At 64.4% G+C, this 19,137-nt stretch carries 18 protein-coding genes; 9 read left to right on the top strand and 9 right to left on the bottom strand.

All coding sequences use genetic code 11. From position 1 onward, the window contains the following. Positions 1-5 precede the first annotated feature (5 nt). On the top strand, positions 6-1,184 hold the full coding sequence (locus tag QTH90_RS28920; protein ID WP_286668018.1) for a tetratricopeptide repeat protein: 1,179 nt from the start codon (positions 6-8) through the stop codon (positions 1,182-1,184). 17 nt (positions 1,185-1,201) lie between these two features. Here the strand turns inward: QTH90_RS28920 and QTH90_RS28915 are convergent, their stop codons facing one another. Continuing rightward, positions 1,202-2,827 carry an inorganic phosphate transporter gene (locus QTH90_RS28915; RefSeq protein ID WP_286668017.1) on the bottom strand — a complete coding sequence of 542 codons (1,626 nt, stop codon included), beginning with the start codon at positions 2,825-2,827 and terminating at the stop codon, positions 1,202-1,204. Between the two features lie 243 nt (positions 2,828-3,070). Between QTH90_RS28915 and QTH90_RS28910 the strand changes: the two genes are divergently transcribed. Beyond that, positions 3,071-3,865 carry an alpha/beta hydrolase gene (locus tag QTH90_RS28910; protein WP_286668016.1) on the top strand — a complete coding sequence of 265 codons (795 nt, stop codon included), beginning with the start codon at positions 3,071-3,073 and terminating at the stop codon, positions 3,863-3,865. A 54-nt stretch (positions 3,866-3,919) separates the two neighbouring features. Here the strand turns inward: QTH90_RS28910 and QTH90_RS28905 are convergent, their stop codons facing one another. The 5 genes from QTH90_RS28905 to QTH90_RS28885 form a co-directional block, all read right to left on the bottom strand. Further along, positions 3,920-5,071, bottom strand: a complete 1,152-nt coding sequence (locus QTH90_RS28905; protein WP_286668015.1) for an ABC transporter substrate-binding protein — start codon at positions 5,069-5,071, stop codon at positions 3,920-3,922. Between the two features lie 112 nt (positions 5,072-5,183). After that, positions 5,184-5,633: a hypothetical protein gene (locus QTH90_RS28900; RefSeq protein WP_286668014.1), complete on the bottom strand. Its 450-nt coding sequence runs from the start codon at positions 5,631-5,633 to the stop codon at positions 5,184-5,186. 157 nt (positions 5,634-5,790) lie between these two features. After that, entirely contained in the window at positions 5,791-7,161 is a 1,371-nt protein-coding gene (locus tag QTH90_RS28895) for an esterase-like activity of phytase family protein (RefSeq protein ID WP_286668013.1), read from the bottom strand. Between the two features lie 828 nt (positions 7,162-7,989). Next, positions 7,990-8,688 carry a response regulator transcription factor gene (locus QTH90_RS28890; protein WP_286668012.1) on the bottom strand — a complete coding sequence of 233 codons (699 nt, stop codon included), beginning with the start codon at positions 8,686-8,688 and terminating at the stop codon, positions 7,990-7,992. A gap of 120 nt (positions 8,689-8,808) precedes the next feature. Next, positions 8,809-9,528 (bottom strand): hypothetical protein, encoded by a 720-nt coding sequence (locus QTH90_RS28885; RefSeq protein WP_286668011.1) that lies wholly within the window; start codon positions 9,526-9,528, stop codon positions 8,809-8,811. Positions 9,529-9,774: 246 nt separating this feature from the next. Here QTH90_RS28885 and QTH90_RS28880 point away from each other — a divergent pair, with 246 nt between their 5' ends. Genes QTH90_RS28880 through QTH90_RS28865 form a run of 4 tightly spaced genes read left to right on the top strand, consistent with a single transcriptional unit; the run spans position 9,775 to position 14,376 of the window. Further along, complete coding sequence (locus QTH90_RS28880; protein WP_286668010.1) at positions 9,775-11,814, top strand: FUSC family protein; 2,040 nt, start codon at positions 9,775-9,777, stop codon at positions 11,812-11,814. Beyond that, a complete protein-coding gene (locus tag QTH90_RS28875; protein ID WP_286668009.1) occupies positions 11,811-12,041 on the top strand; it encodes a DUF1656 domain-containing protein in 231 nt (76 codons plus the stop codon). The genes QTH90_RS28880 and QTH90_RS28875 overlap by 4 nt, the downstream gene beginning before the upstream one ends. Before the next feature lie 5 nt (positions 12,042-12,046). Further along, positions 12,047-12,952, top strand: coding sequence for an efflux RND transporter periplasmic adaptor subunit (locus QTH90_RS28870; protein WP_286668008.1), 906 nt, complete (start codon positions 12,047-12,049; stop codon positions 12,950-12,952). Continuing rightward, positions 12,949-14,376, top strand: a complete 1,428-nt coding sequence (locus tag QTH90_RS28865; RefSeq protein ID WP_286668007.1) for an efflux transporter outer membrane subunit — start codon at positions 12,949-12,951, stop codon at positions 14,374-14,376. The genes QTH90_RS28870 and QTH90_RS28865 overlap by 4 nt, the downstream gene beginning before the upstream one ends. Here the strand turns inward: QTH90_RS28865 and QTH90_RS28860 are convergent. Next, positions 14,373-14,633, bottom strand: a complete 261-nt coding sequence (locus QTH90_RS28860; protein WP_286668006.1) for a hypothetical protein — start codon at positions 14,631-14,633, stop codon at positions 14,373-14,375. The genes QTH90_RS28865 and QTH90_RS28860 overlap by 4 nt on opposite strands. A gap of 320 nt (positions 14,634-14,953) precedes the next feature. Here QTH90_RS28860 and QTH90_RS28855 point away from each other — a divergent pair, with 320 nt between their 5' ends. Further along, positions 14,954-15,331: a helicase SNF2 gene (locus tag QTH90_RS28855; RefSeq protein ID WP_286668005.1), complete on the top strand. Its 378-nt coding sequence runs from the start codon at positions 14,954-14,956 to the stop codon at positions 15,329-15,331. A 133-nt stretch (positions 15,332-15,464) separates the two neighbouring features. Here QTH90_RS28855 and QTH90_RS28850 read toward each other — a convergent pair whose 3' ends face one another. Next, positions 15,465-16,286, bottom strand: coding sequence for an SDR family NAD(P)-dependent oxidoreductase (locus QTH90_RS28850; RefSeq protein WP_286668004.1), 822 nt, complete (start codon positions 16,284-16,286; stop codon positions 15,465-15,467). 92 nt (positions 16,287-16,378) lie between these two features. On the opposite strand from QTH90_RS28850, the gene QTH90_RS28845 reads away from it, so the two are divergent. Both QTH90_RS28845 and QTH90_RS28840 read left to right on the top strand, forming a co-directional pair. Next, complete coding sequence (locus tag QTH90_RS28845) at positions 16,379-17,347, top strand: GlxA family transcriptional regulator (protein ID WP_286668003.1); 969 nt, start codon at positions 16,379-16,381, stop codon at positions 17,345-17,347. A gap of 95 nt (positions 17,348-17,442) precedes the next feature. Beyond that, complete coding sequence (locus QTH90_RS28840; protein WP_286668002.1) at positions 17,443-18,177, top strand: gamma-glutamylcyclotransferase; 735 nt, start codon at positions 17,443-17,445, stop codon at positions 18,175-18,177. Between the two features lie 3 nt (positions 18,178-18,180). On the opposite strand, the gene QTH90_RS28835 is transcribed toward QTH90_RS28840, so the two are convergent. After that, a complete protein-coding gene (locus QTH90_RS28835) occupies positions 18,181-19,092 on the bottom strand; it encodes a LysR family transcriptional regulator (protein WP_286668001.1) in 912 nt (303 codons plus the stop codon). Positions 19,093-19,137: the final 45 nt, after the last annotated feature.

Raw genomic sequence — 19,137 nt, 5'->3', positions numbered from 1 at the left:
TCTGCATGGCGGTGCTTGCACTGAGCCTGCCGGGTGCATACTGCGGCGCGCAGGTGCCCGAAACAAGGGGCGTGCAGCGCTCCGCCGCCGCGATCACGGACATACGCGTGAACGACCCCGCGGTGATGGAGGCTCGCTCGACGCTGCTGCGTCGCGGCGAGGCCGAGCTTGCCCGCGGCGAGCTCGTGGCTGCAACGGACACCTTCGAGCGCGCGGCCATGATGCTGCACGCGCCCGACACGGAGATGGGCCTCGTGCGCGCCTCCATGCAGGCCGGACAGTACCGACGGGCCTTGGCGTTCTGCGCGCACGTGGCCGGTGCACATCTGGAATCAGGGCCCGCGGGTGCGCTGTACGCATGGTTGCTGCGCGTGGGTGGGCAAGGAGAGTTCGCCGAACGCGTGCTGCGGGAGACCCTTGATCGTCTGCCGCAGGATCCCGTGGCGCTCGACGTGCACCGGGCTTTCGGCTCCTCTGCGCCTGTGGCGAGCGAGCTCTTGCTGCGTACACCGCACCGGATGGCACCGCAGGCCCTGATGGAAGATGGCCAGCCCGCGGTGCCGAGCGCAGCCCGTGTGGTCTCCAGTGGCGTACTGATTGGCAACGGGACGATGGCGCTGGTGCCCAGCGCCGTGATCCGACCCGGCACCACTCAGGCGATCTGGGTGCGCAACGGCATGGGGGAAACCACGCTCGCTCGCGCGGATGCCGCGACGCAGCCTCTCGAGGCGCTGGGTGTCACTGTCCTGCGCCTCGACGCCCCGCTCGCGGCCGATGGAACCCCGGCTCCAGCATCGCGCGATCCGTTCGCGGGAAGCGCCGGCTTCGCATTCGAATATGCAGTTCAGGAGTCCACGGCCCCTGCCTGGCCTTGGCTGAGCCAAGGCTTCTTCGGCGGGTTCCTGGGCGATGGCGGACTCCGAAAGCTCGGCATCGGGATGCCGGCCAGCACCTACGGCGGACCGGTTCTCGATGCCGCCGGTCGGCTGGCAGGCATGGTGCTGCCGGGGCGCGGCGACGAGGCCGCGATGCTGCCTGCTTCTCGGTGGGCTGACTTGTTGCCGGAAGCAGCGTCGACCAGACCTTCCGGGGGCGCCACCGCACGGCCGGGCGCCCCCATGCCTCCGGACCAGGCCTACGAACTCGGACTTCGCGCTGCGCTCCAGGTCATCGCGCTGCGCTGAGATGCAGCCTGTTCCGCTCAGAGCAGTTGAACGAACAGCCAGTAGAGCGTGCCCGACAACAGGATCGCGGCCGGTAGCGTCAGGACCCAGGCCATCAACAGATTCCGGATGGTAGACATCTGCAGGCCGGATCGGTTGGCCGCCATCGTGCCCGCCACGCCGGATGACAGCACGTGCGTCGTCGACACCGGTAATCCGTAGACGTCGGCGGCGCCGATGGTCATCATGGCCACCAGTTCGGCGGAAGCACCCTGTGCATAGGTCAGATGGGTCTTGCCGATCTTTTCACCGACGGTCACCACGATGCGCTTCCACCCCACCATCGTTCCGAGGCCCAGCGCGATGGCCACCGCAACCTTGACCCACAACGGAATGAACTTCGTCGCACTGTCGATTTCGCTCTTGAAAGCCTTCAGGTTCGCAAGCGTGTCCGCATCGAAGCGCACCGCGTCGCTCTTTTCGAGGAAGCGAATGGCTTCCGAGGCGAGGTACATGTCGTTCCGAACGTTCGCCACCGCCGCCGCCGGCACCTTCGCCAGTGTCCCGTGCTCCTTGACCTGGGCCCCGATGCTGCCCGTCACTGCGGCAAGCGACGGAACCACCTCCGGCGTGAGCTGACGGGTGCGCACGAATTCCGAGAGCACCTTGCCCGGCTCGGCAGGCGCAGCGAGCGTCGTGCTTTTGACGAGCGACTGTTGCGTGACCTGTGCCACGGCGACGAACTGCGTCATCTGATCCGTCGGCATCGCGCGATTGAGCGCATAGGCCATCGGCACCGTGCCGACAAGGATCAGCATGATCAGGCCCATGCCCTTCTGCCCGTCGTTCGAACCGTGGGCGAAGGAGACGCCGGTGCAAGTGAGGATGAGCAAGGCGCGAATCCATACCGGCGGAGGCGTTGTGCCCTTGGGCTCCTCGTAGAGCGCCCGGTTCTTGACCAGTGCACGGAGCGCCAGGAACAGCAGCGCGGCACAGCCGAACCCCACGAGCGGCGACAGCAGCAGTGAATATCCCACCTTGGTGGCCTGTGTCCAGTCGACGCCACTGGTGCCATCACGACCGTGCATCAGCGCATTGGCGATGCCCACCCCGATGATCGAGCCGATCAGCGTGTGCGATGAGGAGGCCGGCAATCCGAGCCACCAGGTTCCGAGGTTCCAGAGAATGGCTGCGATCAGCAGTGCAAACACCATCGCGAAGCCCGCGCCGGAGCCGACTTGCAGAATGAGTTCGACCGGCAGCAGCGAAATGATGCCGAAGGCCACGGCACCGCTGGACAGCAGCACCCCCAGGAAATTGAAAAAGCCCGACCAGACCACCGCAAAGTTCGGTGGCAACGAGTGGGTGTAGATCACCGTGGCCACCGCATTGGCGGTGTCGTGAAAACCATTGACGAACTCGAAGCCCAGGGCGATCAGCAAGGCGACGCCCAGCAGGATGTAGGGCACCCAAGTGACTGTCCCAGGGGTGGCCTCGGTCACGTCGCTGACGAGGCTCCAGGCGGTGAAGAGCAGGCCGCAGGCCAGGAGCGCGAAGAACAGAACCAGCGTGAGAGCGCTGGGCCTGGCATCGAGCTTCGGTCGCTGGGAAGAGGCTCCAGCCGAAGGACCGCCCTTGTGCGTAGCGGGATAGACGCTGCTCATGCTCGTCCTTTGATGTGGTGGTTTTCTCCATCCTTGTCCCGCTGTATGACAAGCATGTGTCAGATCGACCCAGCCCGCGAGCTGTAGTCGCAGGACAGGCCACATTCACTATGCTTGACATCTAAACTATTTAAATATAAATTACACACGCCGATGAGAGATTGGCGTGCGACTTTCAAAGGCGTCCATCCAAACGCACCCCAATGCCAAGCGCGCCTGCGTGCGCCATCCAGGAGTTCTCAAATGTCTACTCGCAAGCTCTCCAAGTTCGTCGCGGCTGTCTGCAGCGCGGCGATGCTCGCTTCGACGGCGGCCTCGGCCGCGCCTGCCGGCCCGGCGGCGGCGAAGCCCAGCATCGTCCTCGTTCACGGCGGGTTCGTGGACGGATCGGGCTGGGAAGGCGTTCACAAGATCCTCAAGAAGGACGGCTACGACGTGACGATCGTGCAGAACCCGACGGTATCGCTGGCCGACGATGTGGCAGTCACCAAGCGCGTGATCGCCGCCAAGCCCGGGCCGGTGGTCCTGGTAGGCCATTCCTACGGCGGTGTCGTCATCACCGAGGCAGGCAACGATGAGAAAGTCGCGAGCCTGGTCTACATCGCCGCTTTCGCGCCGGACAAGGGTGAGTCGGTCCAATCGCTCATCAAGGATCCGCAGCCAGGGGCACCCGTGCCTCCGATTCTCCCGCCACGAGACGGCTTCCTGCTTCTCGACAAGACGAAGTTCGCCGCTTCGTTCGCAGCCGACGTGAAGCCGCAAACGGCCGCCTTCATGGCCGATTCGCAAGTACCTTGGGGTGTGGAGGCACTCGGCGGGGCAGTGACCGAGCCGGCCTGGAAGGCCAAGCCGAGCTGGTATCTGGTGGCGAAGGACGACAAGATGATCCCGCCGCCGGCGCAGCGGCTCATGTCCAAGCGCGCAGGCGCCACTGTCGTGGAAACTCCCGGCAGCCATGCGGTCTACGTGTCCAGGCCCCAAGCTGTGGCTGACCTTATCAAGCAAGCGGCTCACAACATGGTTGTAGCTGCGAAGTAGGCTTCCGAGTTTCGCTTCGACCGCCTGGCGCGGGCGAAGCGCAGTTCAAGCAACTCAGCCGACGAAGGCCCCTTGCGCGTTCAACAGCGTCTGGCTGACGAAAGTGCTCGCACGCCCTCCTTCCGAGAATTCGACGCGCCATCCAGCCAGATCAACGGGACGCCGACGCTGAAACTCCGCAAGCACCCTGGCTCGCGTGGAGTCCTGCCCGACACTCGCAAGCACCGCTGCGGCATAGCGACCCGCCAAGTAGCCTGCCAGGCTTACCGGCGACGGCGGTTCGTCAAACAGGCGCTGAAGCGCGTCGCGATAGGCCCTCACGACCGCCACCTTGCTCGAGTGTGGGTTGGGCACTACCTGCGTGAAGATGATCGGCACTCCCTTTCCTGGATCGAGCTGAAGGAAGGTGTTGGTGTCGACGTCGGCCAGGCACACCACGTAGCGCTGCAAGCCGCGCTTGCTAAGGCCACGCGTGAACTGGGCCAGTTCGATGCTCGCGCCCATGAAGACGAGAAAGTAAGGCGTGTCCGCTCCCAGTTGCGACCCAAAAAGCGCCAGATCCTGCCCAGGCGGAACAACCAACGATCGGACCTTGATCTGCAGGCGAGCGCTGATCGCCTCTGTACTGGCGCGTAGGACGTCGGACTGCCCGGCATTTGGATACACCATGCCGAGTTCGGTCACTCCCATGGTGGCCAGGTTCTTCACAACGTAGCGGATCTGACTCTCCCGCGACGCGAAGAGGCCGAACAACCGAGCGTCTGCGTCGAACTGAGAATCGGCGAGCCAGGGCGCAACATGGGCGATGTCCAGGCGCGCCTGCCCCGCCTCTTTCAGGGTCGAAAGCGCCAGTCCTTCCCCCACTGTGCCGAGGAGGGCCACCTGACTCGGATCGTTCTTGATGAGCTGGATGGCATTTCGGGCGGCGAGCGCTGAGCCGTCCGTCTCGATGGTGGAAAGCTGGGGGACAGGCGCATTCCCCCTCTTGAGTTCGGCGAATGCGAGGCGGATGCCGGTTGCATAGTCTCGCGAGAGTTCCTGCTGCTCAGAAGACATGTCCAACAACTGGGTAACACGCGGTCCTGCGCCCTCCGCGGGACGGGACTGCGCGACGGCGCTTGACGGGCCTGCGAAGGCCGCCAACGCTGCGGCGCCCACGGTGCCTTGAAGGAAGCGACGGCGTTGGCTGAAAAGTGGGAGGTTCATCGGCGCGATGCTATGAACCCCGTGTGTCAAGGAAACGGCACAGGCACTTTGCCGCGTGAACTCCTTCACGCAATGGGGGAGACATTGCTCCCCGAAACTCAGCGCAGTCGCGTCAGTTTGACGTCGACCGCTTTGCGTCGGCGCGCATTTGCACCGGGTTGGGCATCGACGAGATGACCTTGCTGTTGACCCGCGATCCGCTCGTCACGTTCTGATCGGGCGCCGCAGCCGCAGCCTCGGCCTGTGCGCGCACGGCATCGGGATCGGCGGTCGAAGTAAAAGGCTCGGCGCCGCGCGAGCCGCGAGTGACGTTCTGGTTGGGCGCATGCGCGGTATCGATGGCGTCCTGTTGTACCTTGGCGGGGTCTGCCACTGATGTGAACGGCTCGGCTCCGCGCGACCCGCGTGTCACGTTCTGATTCGGAGCATGGGCTGCCGCGATGGCTTCGGCCTCTACATCCGCGCGGCTTCTGCCGGCCGGGGATTGAGCGACAGCGCCTCCTGCGAGCATCCATGCGGCAGCGGTCGTTGCGAGGATTTTGCTGATGGGAACGACTCTCATGCGATTCCTTGTGATGTGGGTCAAGGTCTGGCCGTCAACTTCGCGGGTGAACGCTGGGGTGGACGGCGGCGATGAGACATAGGCTATTCCGGAGGCATTTCCGGCGGATGACAGCGTCCGGTATCCGGACCAACCGAAGGGATTTCAGCGCTGGCGTTCAGTCGTCGTCCCAGTCGTAGCCCCCACCACGATGGTCGCGGTCGCGGCCATGACCCTGGCCATGATCATCGTCGTCCTTTGACAACAAGAACGGCAGACGGATCTTCAAGAACTCGGTGTTGTCGGACGCCAGCTCGCGTCCCCCGCCATACGGGAAGTTGTTGTCGTTGACGACAAGCAGCGTGCGGGCGTCGAGCACCAGAACATCTTCGATCGTCGTGTAGGGAAAGGTGAAGACGCTCTGGCCGTCGGCGTTCAGGTCGAACGGATCGGACAGGTTCATCAGGTCGACGAGCTCGGTCTTGCGCACGATGCCACCGTCAGGCACGCCCTTGAGGTCAATCAGGAACACCTTCTTGAATGGGGCCGGATTCGGCGAAGTCGTCGTGTTGCCGTTGCGCTCGAGCACGATGAAGCGGTTGTCGTCGACCGCGACCATGTCCCCGATGTTGGTGCCGCTGGGATCGAGCGGATAGACATACCCCCGTCCTGTGTAGCCTTCTTTCGCGAGGTCGAATTCGTTGATGCGTCGGGTCTTGTCCGGGTCGCCGGTCACCTGGCCTTCAAGCAGCGTGTAGAGCTTGGTCTGGCTCGTGTTGATTGCCATGCCTTCGAAGCCGCCCGAGCTCGGCAGGTTGGCAGCCACCTTGCCTGCGATCACGTCCTTGTGCTGCGGCGCGTAGACGCCCGGCAGCGGAATCTCGCTGCGGAGCACGGACCCGCTCGCGTCGGTCTTGATCAGATACGGCCCGAACTCGTCGCCGAACCAGTAGTTGCCCCGGCGGTCGCGGCGGAAGGACTCGACGTCGAAGTCGGCACCGGTGAGGAGGCGGCCAGCAATGATGGCGGGGTCGACTGGCGCGTTGGTCGACTTGTCGTAGTAGTTCGCGTAGTCAGCCTGGATCGGGATCGTCAGCCTGCGGCGCGTGTCGTTCAACTGCAGTCGCGTTCGAGCGTCGAATTGCGGACGGACCTTTCCGCTGTCCAGGTCGGCCGGCTCGGTCGTGCCGCGGCCGCCCTTCGGCGTGCGCCAGTGGATGCGCAGCGTGTAGCTGCGCAACAGCGCGTCGGCCGAACTCGCCTGTGAACCGAAGCCGTTATCGACCAGGAACTGGAACACGTCCTTGCGCGGCCCCTCGAGCACGCCTGAAAAGCCCTGGACGGGCTGCTTGTCGACGAAAGGTGGCACGTTCGTGCCGTACGTGTTCGGTGCGGTGAACTGCCCGGACGTCGGGCCGTCCGCGAAGGTGGCGGCCGGCATCTGGGCCCAGCCGATCAGCATCTGCGCATGAGCGGCACCGGCGGTCAGCAGCATGCAAGTGGCAAGCGGCGCAAATGTTTGCCGCACCAGCGATGGAATCGAGCGCATGTCATTCCTTGTGGGTAGTGATGGAATGCGCGCGATGCTGGCCACGTGTCGTGTCAGGCCGTTGACAAGCTGCGACGGCAGAACAGCTGGTCGGAGGGGTCCGCCCAGAGATGGAACAAGCGCCATCTGGTGGACGTCAAAAGAAAAACCCCCGGGGCGCGAACCCCAGGGGCAAATCCACCAAGAGAGGGTGGAGGAGACAATCGGTGCACCGGCGTGGAACGTTGGACGGATTCGAACGGTGCCTCAGAACACACATGCAAGGTGCGTGCCGACGTTCAAAATGACGAGGACTGTCCCGCAAGCATCCGCTCTGCGGCGTGAGAGGCGAATGCACGGCCTAGCCGGCAGAATCCGCCAAACGGAAGCATCTGCACCCAAGGAGGTACCCGAAACGACGCATTCAGATAGAGGCTCGGACTTCGAGTACCGTGGCTGGTCTGTTCATGTCGAAGCTACAGTCGCCGGCCCGATTCCGGCGCATGCCGACCTGTCCTACAGAGGCACGTGCCAGATTTGCATCGTGATCGCAAGCGGAGGTATGGATCCCGTTTGCATTGGCTGGGCCTTGGATTCGAGGGCTTGCAACTTTATCGACGAGTGGTCGAGCGAATCGCAGCGCGACGACACGTTCGAAGAGTCGTAGGTCAACCGCTGCGGTCGAACGCGCCGTATGTTCTGCGTGCCGCAAGCGCTCCCGTTCCGTACCTTCCTGCCGTCTCTTTCTCCGCTACGACGTTGGCGCCCGTCGTCAGGCTTACTGGCGAGTCGGTCCACACGGACCTCTCCCGCCCGGGTAGACGTTCGAATGCATCGGATCTGGAAACTTCATGCGACCTGCAGACCGGCCTCGTCCGCGCAACCGGCGAGCGACAGCCGCGCAGGCTGTTGACGCTTGACGTGACCTTTTTCCCGCACAAGGCCGCGGGACGCGGCGATTTGCGCTGCCTGTGTTCGTGTGCTTGCCCCCAACTTGCTCATGATGGCGGTCATGTGCGATTTGACCGTTGCAAGTTCGATGCACAGTGCACGCGCGATGGACTTGTTCTGCTGTCCGGCCGTGACCAGTTCGAGAACCTCGATCTCGCGCGAGGTCAACGAGGCGCGCGCAAGGCTGTCGGCCATGCGCTGGGCAACGGTAGCACTCACGAAGCGCAAGCCGTGGGCCACTGCATTCACTGCGTCGATCAGGTCCCCCAGCGGCCCTCCAACCAGCACGTAGCCGTGGACGCCGGACTCGATGGCCCGACGGATGTCCGTCTCACGCTCATTGGGTGTCAGTGCAAGTACCCTGGCGGCCCCCCGGATTCCGTTCGACTCACGCTCCGCACGACGGACCAGACGCATCGCGTTGTCGAAGTCGGCGATGACTGCATCGATGCTCGGACCATCGGCGCCCAGGTGGTCTACGCCGAAGACGTAGACCTCGAACGTCCCCTGCTGGCGTAGCGCCGCCACGAGACCAGCCGACAGTAGCGGATCCGGATGAAAGATCAGGATGTTGGGCCGCAGCGCGTTCTGGTTCATGCGAATCTCCTGTTGGCGGAATCTGTTGCCATCAATGTAGGAAGGCCATGCGCTGGGAAAAAGAGCTGCTTCCGGAACGAACTATTGCTGGAATCGCAACTGCACGAACGTGCCTCGTCTTCAGGAGAACTCGAAGTTGCTGAGGTCGATGGCGACCATGAGCAGGTCGCGCACCGGCCTCTTGTCCGGCCCACGCACGTAGGCGCGCCGGCGCGTTGGCATTCTGAAGCCCTGGATGTCTACGAAGCTGTCGACATACTGCGCGGCTGGGAATGAGCCCGCCACGTCCACCTGGTAGTCGTGGCGCCGCAAGACGAGGTCGTCGCCGAAGTAGAAGTCCTGCACCTCGCAATGGCTTTCCAGGTGCGCCGGAAACTTTGCGCGCAGGCCTCGCCACCGCTCAGCGCCTTCGTCGATCGGCTCAATCTCGGCGACCTCGAAGCCCGGCATGGCCATGAGGAACGGCGTGGTGAGATAGGTCCAGAGGGCATAGCCGTTGAAATAGGCGCGGTGGAGCGGATCCCACGGCGAGTTCATGGTGTGGTCCGCAAAGGACTTGCGCGGGCTCAGGCGCTCCTGGACGACGTCACCATCGGTCGTTTCGATGGCGACACGACCGGGTCGGAAGCTCGTGCGCCAGTTGGGTTGGCCAAAGGGTTCGACCGAGGCGAACTCCTCGTGGAGCGACACCTTCATCCGGCGCGGCGCCGGGTCCTGGATCAGGCCCTTGAGCGACCAGAGACCGCCGCCGGAAACGATCTGTGCGCTCACGGTGTTGAACTGATTCCAGCGGCCAAGACCTCCGTGGGCGTCGAGCACGTCTTCCAGCAACTTGTTCATTTCAGTCCTTTCTCCATCACGACGGAGATGAGCGTAGCCGTGGAAATGCCGGCCAAAAAGCGGCGATTCCGCAAAACACCCTTTCATTTGTGTCGGACGCGCGCGCTCGTGCGTGCGCCTTGGTCCCGGGTCGGATTGTTGCGATTCATTGAAGGCCGCATTGCTTGCCAACAGATGGATCGCCGGCCTTCCGATCCCTAGAGTCGTCGCATTGCCTTCCAGAGACCAAGCCGGAGACCCCATGTCATGAATGCGATCAATGCCCGTGGGGTTGTCTTCGCGATCAAGACCGCTTCCACCGCCATCGCCGCCATCGCGGCGGCACTCCTGCTCGACTTGCCCAACCCGGGTTGGGCAGCGCTGACGGTCTTCCTGACGAGCCAGCAGTTCGGTGCGGCATCGGGGGCGGTCGTCGCACGCTCCGTCTATCGCATGTTGGGCACGCTGCTGGCGGTATCCGGCATCCTCTTTTTCGTTCCCGCGCTCATGGTGGCACCAGAGATGCTCGTCCTCGGCATCGCCGCCTGGGTCGCAGTGTGCCTCTACGTTTCACTCCTCGACCGCAGCCCCCGCGGCTACGTATTCCTGCTGGCGGCCTACACGCTGCCCCTGATCGGCATGCCGCTGGCGAACAGTCCGTCGTCGATCTTCGATGTGACCATGTGGCGTGTGGAGGAGATCGCATTGGGCGCGGCCCTGTCAATGACGGTGCACACCGTCTTCGCGCCGCGCAGCGTCAGACCACTTCTGCTGGACAAGTTGCGAACCGCCGTTGGTGATGCGAGGAACTGGATTCAGAAAGGGCTGGCGCCGGACCCCGTCGAGGCGGGAGAGCAGCGGGCGCGCAATCGTCTCGGCACCGATCTGACGGAGATACGCACGCTGGCTGCGCTGCTGGGCTTCGAGCCGGGCATCACGTCGCGAGACGTTTCCACGGTCGATGCGCTCGAAGCCCGATTGCTTTCGCTCCTGCCGCTGCTGGCCGGCGTGGAAGCGCGCCTCGTGGCCCTGCGGCGCACGGATGACCAATGGGGTGCACGAATCGATGCGCACCTCGACGCCGTACGCCGCCATGTAGAGCAACCGTTCGCGCGCGCCGATGCGGATCGCTTGAGAGCATCCGGACGCGGTCTCGTCGCCGCAGCGCAACGCGGGTTGGAAGACGGCGAACTGCTAGCGATTGCAGCGATGGATCGGCTCGACGAGTTGCTCGAAAGTTGGGACGAATGCCTCGTCCTGCTGGATCGATACGAGCATCCTGAGCATGCATCCGACGAAGGCACCCACGGCCCCGTTCCCCGGCCTTCCCCTCGCCTGCTTCACATCGACCACGGACTCGCGGCCCTGTCGGGCCTCGCCGCAGGACTGGCCGTCGTTCTTGCTGGCGCGCTGTGCTGGGTGCTTGGCTGGGACCAGGGTTCAGCGGCGATGGGCATCGCGGCAGTCGGCAGTTCCCTGTTCGCCTTCCTCGACGACCCGCGTCCCTTTGTGCGGCTGATGTTGATCGCCACAGTGATGGCCGTGCCTGTCGCCGCGCTCTATGTGTTCGCCATCTTTCCGGCGTTGGACGGCTACGTCGCGCTCGCTTGCGTCCTGGCACCCCTGTTGTTCGTCTGCGCACTATGTCTCACGGTACCGAAATGGGCCGTCCCCGCGCTCGGCTTCGTGCTCATCACGGTGACCTTGATGTCCGTCCAGCCGGTCCAGGCCGGCGACTTCGGAAGCTTCATGGCGACAGCGGTCGGCGCCGTGCTGGGAACGAGCATCGCGCTGCTCGTAATGTCGCTGGTCCGCGTCATCGGCGCGAACACAAGCGTGCGCAGACTGATGCATGCGACGTGGCGCGACCTCGCCACGATCGCGAACGGAACGGACGGGCTTTCTCGGGCCGCATGGGCCAGCCGCATGATGGACCGGGTCGGCCTGCTGCAGTCGCGCATGGCCGGCGCGAACGGCGTGGTCCGCGCCCGGGCCGGGCGGGCCCTGGACGACCTTCGCATCGGCGTGAACATGCTTGATCTGCGGGACGCAGGGCTGGCGAGCAGGCCAGAGGTGCGTGCGGCCATCGAGGGCGCACTGAATCAGATCGGTACGCACTTCCGGCAGCGGCTTGTGCGCCCGGACGCTGAAGCGGTTCCCGAAATCAGCCAGGCGCTCGAGCTCGCCATCGTCCAATTGGCCGGGTCGGAAACGGGTGCGCAACGGCTGCGTGGCCTCACTGCCGCGACGGGCCTGCGATTGGGTCTGACCCAGCAGGCGGCAATCGTCAATGGAGGCGCCCAATGATCGCCGACGTCAATGTCTTCGGTGTGTTCGTCGATATGGCGCTGGTCACGGCGGTCGTTGCCGCCGGGGTGCTGGCGCTGCTTCGTCGCCTCCTGATCGCGACCAACGCATACCGGTGGGTGTGGCATCCGCCGCTGTTCAACCTCGCGCTGTACGCCCTCCTCTGGCTGGCACTGGCAAGCGCAACCGCCCGTTTCCAGGAATTCCTGGCCAACCTGCTTGGATGAAGACCATGGCAATACCCCTTCAACGTGTTCTGAAGATCGGCATCACCCTCGCCGTCGCCGCCGCCGGTACTTGGGCGGCCATCGGACTTTGGAAGCACTACCGAGAAGCGCCCTGGACGCGCGACGGGCGCGTGCGAGCCGACGTGGTGCAGATCGCTCCCGATGTTTCCGGAATCGTCGAGACGATCGCCGTGCGCGACAACCAGGAGGTGCACAAGGGCGACCTCTTGTTCTCCATCGATTCCGTCCGTCCGCGCATCGCGCTCGCTCAGGCAGAGGCATCCGTACTTGGACTGAGATCGCAGATCGCGCAGGCCCGGCGCGAGGACCGGCGCAACCGTGCCTTGGGTGACCTGGTGCCCGCAGAGGCCAGCGAGCAGAGCGCGCAACGTCTCGAACAGCTCAACGCCGCCTTGGCCCAGGCTGCCGCCGCAGTCGACAACGCCCGCGTGAACGTCGGGCGAACGCGGGTGTTGGCGCCGGTGGACGGCTGGGTCACCAATCTCGACTTGCGTCCAGGAACCTACGCGACCACAGGCCGGCCGGTGATGGCCTTGATCGACAAGGATTCCATCCACGTCCTGGGCTATTTCGAGGAGACGAAGATCGTGCGCGTCCACGTCGGAGATCCCGTACGGGTGCGACTCATCGGCGAGGCCGAGCCCCTCTATGGCCATGTCGAAGGCATTGCGGCCGGGATCGAGGATCGCGAACGCAACCCCAGCTCGAACCTGCTTGCCAACGTGAATCCCACCTTCAACTGGGTTCGGCTGGCACAACGCATTCCCGTTCGTGTTCGGCTCGACGAGTCGCCCGAGGACCGGCGGCTGATCATGGGCCGAACGGCGAGCGTGGACGTCATGGATGTCGACCGTGTGCAGGTGAGCCAACGTTTGGGAGATCAGCCATGAAGACCGTTGCCTGGGCCGTCTTGGGTGCTGCGGCATTGCTTGCCGCCTGCACGAACCTGATTCCACCCGTCGCCCCGCTGCCAGCGGAGGCGGTGGTGAACCGGCCTGCCGCGCAAGGCGCATTCATGGGCGAGCGCGATGCACATGTCACACAGGCGGCCGTCCCACAGGATTGGTGGCGGCTCTACGAGAGCGGCACGCTCGACGACCTCGTCCAGAAAGCGTTGGCCGCGAACACCGACTTGCGGGTGGCGGCTGCCAACCTCCGCAAAGCTCAGGCTGCGCTCGAACTCGCCGGCGCCGCCCAGGAGCCGACGACGACGGTCAGTGCCAACACGGGGTTTGGCAGACGTTCGGCGCAGGAGGAGCTTCATCCCGGCAGGGCGCTTCCCAGCAAGTGGGTCTACGGTGCCGGGTTCGGTGTGTCCTATCAGCTTGATCTCTTCGGCCAGATCCAGCGAAGCGTCGACGCGGCGCAGGCGGACGTCGGGGCCGCTACGGGGGCCAGGGATCTCGTTCGCGTGACCGTCGTAGCCGAGACCACGCGCGCTTACCTGGAGATGTGTTCGGCTGGCCGCGAGATCGTGATCGCCAGGGGTCAGGTCAACCTGCAAGCGCAGAGCACGCAACTGACGAAGCGGCTTGTGGCGAACGGCCGAGGGACCTCGGTGGACGTCGAGCGCTCGTCCGCGCAGGAGGACCAGGTCCGCGCCACGATTCCCACCCTGAACGCTCAACGACGGGTTGCGATGGTTCGCCTCGCAACGTTGACGGGTCAGGCGCCGCAGGACCTATCGAAGCAGCTGGAAGATTGCGCGCAGGAGCCGCTCGTTCGAGAGCCCATCCCAGTCGGCGACGGCGCCAGCCTGATCCGGCGCCGTCCTGACATCCGGCGCGCCGAGTTCGAGCTTCTGTCCGCTTCCGACAGGATCGGCGTGGCGATCGGAGACCTCTATCCCAAGGTGGCCATCGGCGCTTCAGTCTCGTCGGTGGGTACGCTTGAGCATGCCTTTCGCAGCGACAGCTTCAAGTTCTCGATCGGACCGCTCATCAGCTGGGAGTTCCCTGACAGAACTCGGGCCCACGCACGCATCCATGCCGCGGAAGCGGAACGCGAAGCCGCGCTGGCCCGTTTCGACGGTGTCGTCCTGACGGCGTTGAAGGAGACCGAAAGCGCGCTGGAGATCTATGCGCAAGACCAGGAGCGACGGGACATCCTGCAGTCTGCGCGCACGCAGGCGCAGCGTGCGGCCCAGGACACCCAGCGCCTGTTCGAATCGGGCCGGATCGGCTACCTGCCCGTGCTGGATGCGCTGCGCACGCTGAGCCAGATCGAACAGAGCCTGGCCTCTGCTGAAAGCCGGCTCTCTGCCGACCAGGTGAACCTCTTTCTTGCGCTCGGAGGCGGCTGGGGCGGCGCCTAGGCGTTGACGGCGATCCGGCAGACCGGAGCGCCGTCGTCGGCACCGTCGGTATCGCCGGCATCGTCCGTCTGGTACACGCCGTCCCAGAGTGCTGGTGGCGTCTCGGTCCACCGGTGGTGGCTTGTCGCCAGCGAATAGGCGCAGAACATGCCGAGCAGAATGACCACGACGTTTCCGGCGTGGATCGCCCACCGGAGAAATCTGGAGTGGCTGGCCGCGGATGAGGAGGCGGCGCTCTTGGTTTGACGAGTGGTCATGAAGGAATCTCCGTCGGCAGATCGTGGATCCGGACTGAGTCCCTATGGCTCGACCGGAGGCTCACAAACAATGGACTTCATGGACACCACTCTAGGAGGCGATGCGCCGAAGAAAAAGCGCTCGCCTGCCAATTCATCATTGGCCAACCCTCAACAATCGCTCCGTGCGAAAGCCACCTCTGCATTGATTCTTTCGCGAACTGCAATGCACCAGTGCGAGGTCGAGGGGTTTTCTTTGCGCGCTTCCGCCGCAAACTACTTTGTACAGGGCAGTCGTTCGCTGTCCTGGCTTATCCACCACATCACTGAAAGGAACCGAAATGAACACCACGAAGATCGTCGCTGCAGCCGCTGTCTCTCTCCTGGCCGCTTTCGGCGCACAGGCCGAAACCTACCAGGGCGTAGAAGCGCCTGTGTCTGCCAATGCTCGCGTTGACGTGCGTGCACAGGCCGTGATTGCCTCGCACAGCGACAACCCATATGCCGAGGCCGCCTCTTCTCGCGTTGCCAGTGCTCCATCCGGCCTGGTCGATCGCGGCGCCGTTCGAGGCAGCGCAGTGGCGGCTGCGCACAGCGCGAATCCCTATGCCGAGGGTTACGGCCAGGGCGTCGCAACCGTTTCCAGGGGTGCGGTAGATCGCGCCACTGTACGCGCCCAGGCATTCGCTGCCGCGCATGGCCAGCAGCTTCCCCTGTAAGTGGGCTACAAAAGGAAAACGCCGTCTGCGGCTCTCGCAGACGGCGTTTTCGCTTCTGCATCCGCAACCAGTGCAGGCTTTGACAACGGCAAAACGTGAGAGGTCGGCAGAGCGACGCGCTGGATGAACGAGGTCACGCAACCTCCAGATCATGGGCCGTCTGGTAGCGCTTTGCGGCGCTGGATCGCGATAGGTTGGGGCCGAGCGCCTTGCGTGCCGCATCGAAACGCTCCCAATCGCCGATGTCAGGGAGAGACGGAATCGTTACCAGCTCCCGGCGGTCGAAGCCGACGAGCGCCGCATCGACCATCTCTTCGGCGCGCATGACGATCTCGCTCGGAAGGTGTTCCACAGGAACGCCGGCCACGTTCCAGAAGTCGGTGCTGGTCGCACCGGGCAGGACCGCCTGCACTTGAATCCCCTTGGGCGCCAGCTCATGATCCAGCGACTGTGTGAAAGCGAGGACGAAGGCCTTGCTGCCGCCGTATGTGCCGTTGAGTAGTTCCGGCGCCACCGCCACGATCGACGCGATGTTGATGATCGCGCCCTTTCCCCGGCGGGCCATGCCGACGGCAACCGCACGGGTGAGCCGGGTCAAAGCGGTCACGTTCAGCTGGATCATGTCGTCGAGTCGATCGGCGTCCGAGTCGATCAGCGCGCTCGTGGCACCCACGCCTGCGTTGTTCACGAGGAGCTCGATACGGTCGTCGGACAGCAGTCGCTTCTCGACGCGCAGCACGTCGTCCCTGACCGTCAGGTCGGCAGGCAGCAATTCAACATGCCGACCGGTGTCTGAGCGGATGCGCGCTGCGATCGCCGTCAGCTTGGCGACGTCACGCGCCACGAGGACCAGATCATGGCCCCTTCGGGCCAGCCTGTCGGCGTAGATCGCGCCAATGCCGCTGGATGCGCCCGTCACCAATGCGATGGGCGTGGATTTGTCTGTCGGTTTCATCTGGATTCCTTTCAGGTCGGGTGGATTGACATGCTCAAGATAGCGATCTATCGTTCGTCCTAAATGACTAACTTCCCTCGTTTACGGACAAAATGAAGCGCGTCGGACTTGTTGTCTTTCCCGGCTTCCAGATCCTGGACATGGCGGCCGCCTCGGTGTTCGAGATGGCCAATCTCGAAGTGGCCAATGAGGGCGAACACGCCTACGAGATCGATGTCGTCTCCGAAAGCGGGGGAGCGGTGAGGAGCTCGCTGGGCGCGGCAGTCCAGACGATCGCGCTGGACCCGGATGCCTACGACACGCTGCTCGTGACAGGAGCCACCCAGTTGCAGCCGTCATCGCCGAAGCTCTTGCGCCTGCTGGCGCGCGCGGTCGAGTCGACCCGCCGTATGACAAGCATCTGCACCGGTGCATTCGTCCTGGCCAACGCCGGCCTGCTGAACGAGAGGCGGGTCACCACGCATTGGTGCTTTGCGAGGGATCTCCAGCGCCAGTTCCCGTCCGTTCGTGTCGAGGAGGACCGCATCTTCGTGCGCGACGGCGCGGTCTGGACCTCGGCCGGCATGACCGCATGCATCGACCTCGCGCTCGCGCTCGTCGACGAAGACTTGGGCGTCGATGTCTCGCGTGCGGTCGCCAAGAAACTCGTGGTGCACCATCGCCGGGCCGGCGGGCAGTCGCAGTTCTCGATGCTGTCGGAACTCGAATCGCAGTCAGACCGCATTCAGGCAGCACTGACCTACGCCAAGGACCACCTGAACAAGGATCTGTCGGTAGAGACGCTGGCTAACGCCGCCCACATGAGCCCGCGACACTTCAGTCGCGAGTTTCGGCAGAGTACCGGCCAGTCGCCGGCACGTGCGGTCGAGCGGTTGCGAGCGGAAACGGCCCGCATCCTCGTCGAGGCAGACAAGCTGACTATCGAACGCATCGCGAGCAAGACCGGCTTCTCCGATCCAGAGCGCATGCGGCGGGCTTTCCTCCGCATCTTCGGCCAGCCTCCGCAGGCCCTCAAACGGGCCGCGCGCACGCGTCGCATGACAGAAGCAGTGGCCGCCTGAGACAGCACGCGAAGGCGGAATTGTTGCCAGACAAGCAATGACGTATTGAGCAGCGCTTGCTTTCCTACGGTCGCTTCGATACGTAGAGTGCCTGGATGGCTCAAGCGAACCCGCAACTCCGTCTCACGGACAACATCCCGATTCCGCTCGGCACCGAGCACCTGTTCACGCGCGAGCGCCTTGCCGCCGGTTCCATGATCGAGTCCCTGAAGGCCAACCTGCCGGCAGGCGTCAGGATCAGGTCGGATGCTGAGATGGATGGGACGCTCCGAGCCGTCCTTGGCGACCATGACCCGGACATGGACCTCCACATCTTCGGCTATGGGTCGCTCATGTGGAACCCTGCGATGGACGCGGCACACGCCAGCATCGCGCGCGTGCAAGGGTGGCATCGGCGGTTCTGCCTTCGCTCCCTGCTCGGGCGCGGCTCGCCGCAAGAGCCTGGCGCGATGCTTGGACTGGACCGGGGCGGCGCGTGCCAGGGCGTCCTGTTTCGCATCGAGGCGGCGAAGGTCTCCACAGAGCTGCGACTGCTCTGGCGACGCGAAATGTTCACCGGTAGCTACGACGCCCGCTGGGTGCCGGCCGAGAACAGGGCAGGCGCACTCCGGGCGCTCACTTTCGTGGTCAACCGCCAGCACGAGCGATACATCGGTGGGCACCCGATCCACGACGTCGCGCAGTTGATCCGCACAGGCAAGGGCACCCTCGGCACTTCGCGCGCGTACTTCGAAGCTACGGTCGAGACGCTGGCAAGACTGGGCATCCGCGACGCTGGCATGGAACGGTTGCGTGCGGCAATCCTTCGCGAGGATTTCGGCGCGACCTGAATCTCAACGAATGCGCAGTTCGTCGTTCCGCTCGAAGAGCTCGACGGTCCAGTCGATGAACGCGCGCACCTTGGCGCTGAGATAGCGGTTCGGCGCGTAGAGGACGTTCACATGCATCGTCGGGGTGCGCCAGTCCTCAAGCAGCGGCACGAGCTGGCCGGCCTTGATGGCCGGGCCCACTGCATAGCTGGGCGCCTGGATGATGCCAAGGCCCGCCAACCCGGCGGCGACGTAGGAATTGGTGTCGTTCACGACAAGCTTGTGATCGAGCGCCAGCTCGGTTGCGGACTCCCCGTCGAAGAAGCGAAACGCCAGCGCGCGGATGCTGCGCGCGGAGATCATCCCGACAGACGGACGCTCGCGCAGTTCCTCCAGGGTCATCGGCGTGCCGTGCATCTGCAGGAAGGCCGGCGTGGCACAGGTAACGAACCGGAACGCACCAATCCGCCGGGCGACCATCAACTGCTCGGTGACGTCGCCGGCCCGAATGGCGCAGTCGACGCCTTCGGCCACAACATCGGCGCGCCGGTTGCCGACGCCGAGTTCCACTTCGACGTCCGGATACCGGCGATGAAAATCGGCCATGCCGGGCACGATGACCATCGTCCCGATCGCCGCGGCCGTTTCCACGCGCACCTTTCCCGAGGGCTTGCCCTGCGACAGCCGCGTGGAAGACTCGATGTCCGTGAGCTCGGCCAGCAGGCGCACGACCCGTTCATAGTAGGTCGCACCTTCGGGGGTGACGGTGACGGAACGCGTCGTGCGGTGCAGCAGACGGACCTTCAGATCCTCTTCGAGTCCCTGGATCAGCCGGGTCACCGTGGCGTTCGGCACGTCGAGCGTGTCCGCGGCCTTGGTGAAGGTGCCTGCCTCCACCACCCGGACGAAGGCGTTCATCGCGGCGATGCGGTCCATGGTGAGGCTCCTCCGTTTGAAGACGGAGAGCCATCATAGACCGCA

Source organism: Variovorax flavidus (assembly GCF_030317145.1).
GTDB lineage: Bacteria > Pseudomonadota > Gammaproteobacteria > Burkholderiales > Burkholderiaceae_C > Variovorax > Variovorax flavidus.
This window is presented reverse-complemented; position numbering and strand designations above follow the sequence as displayed.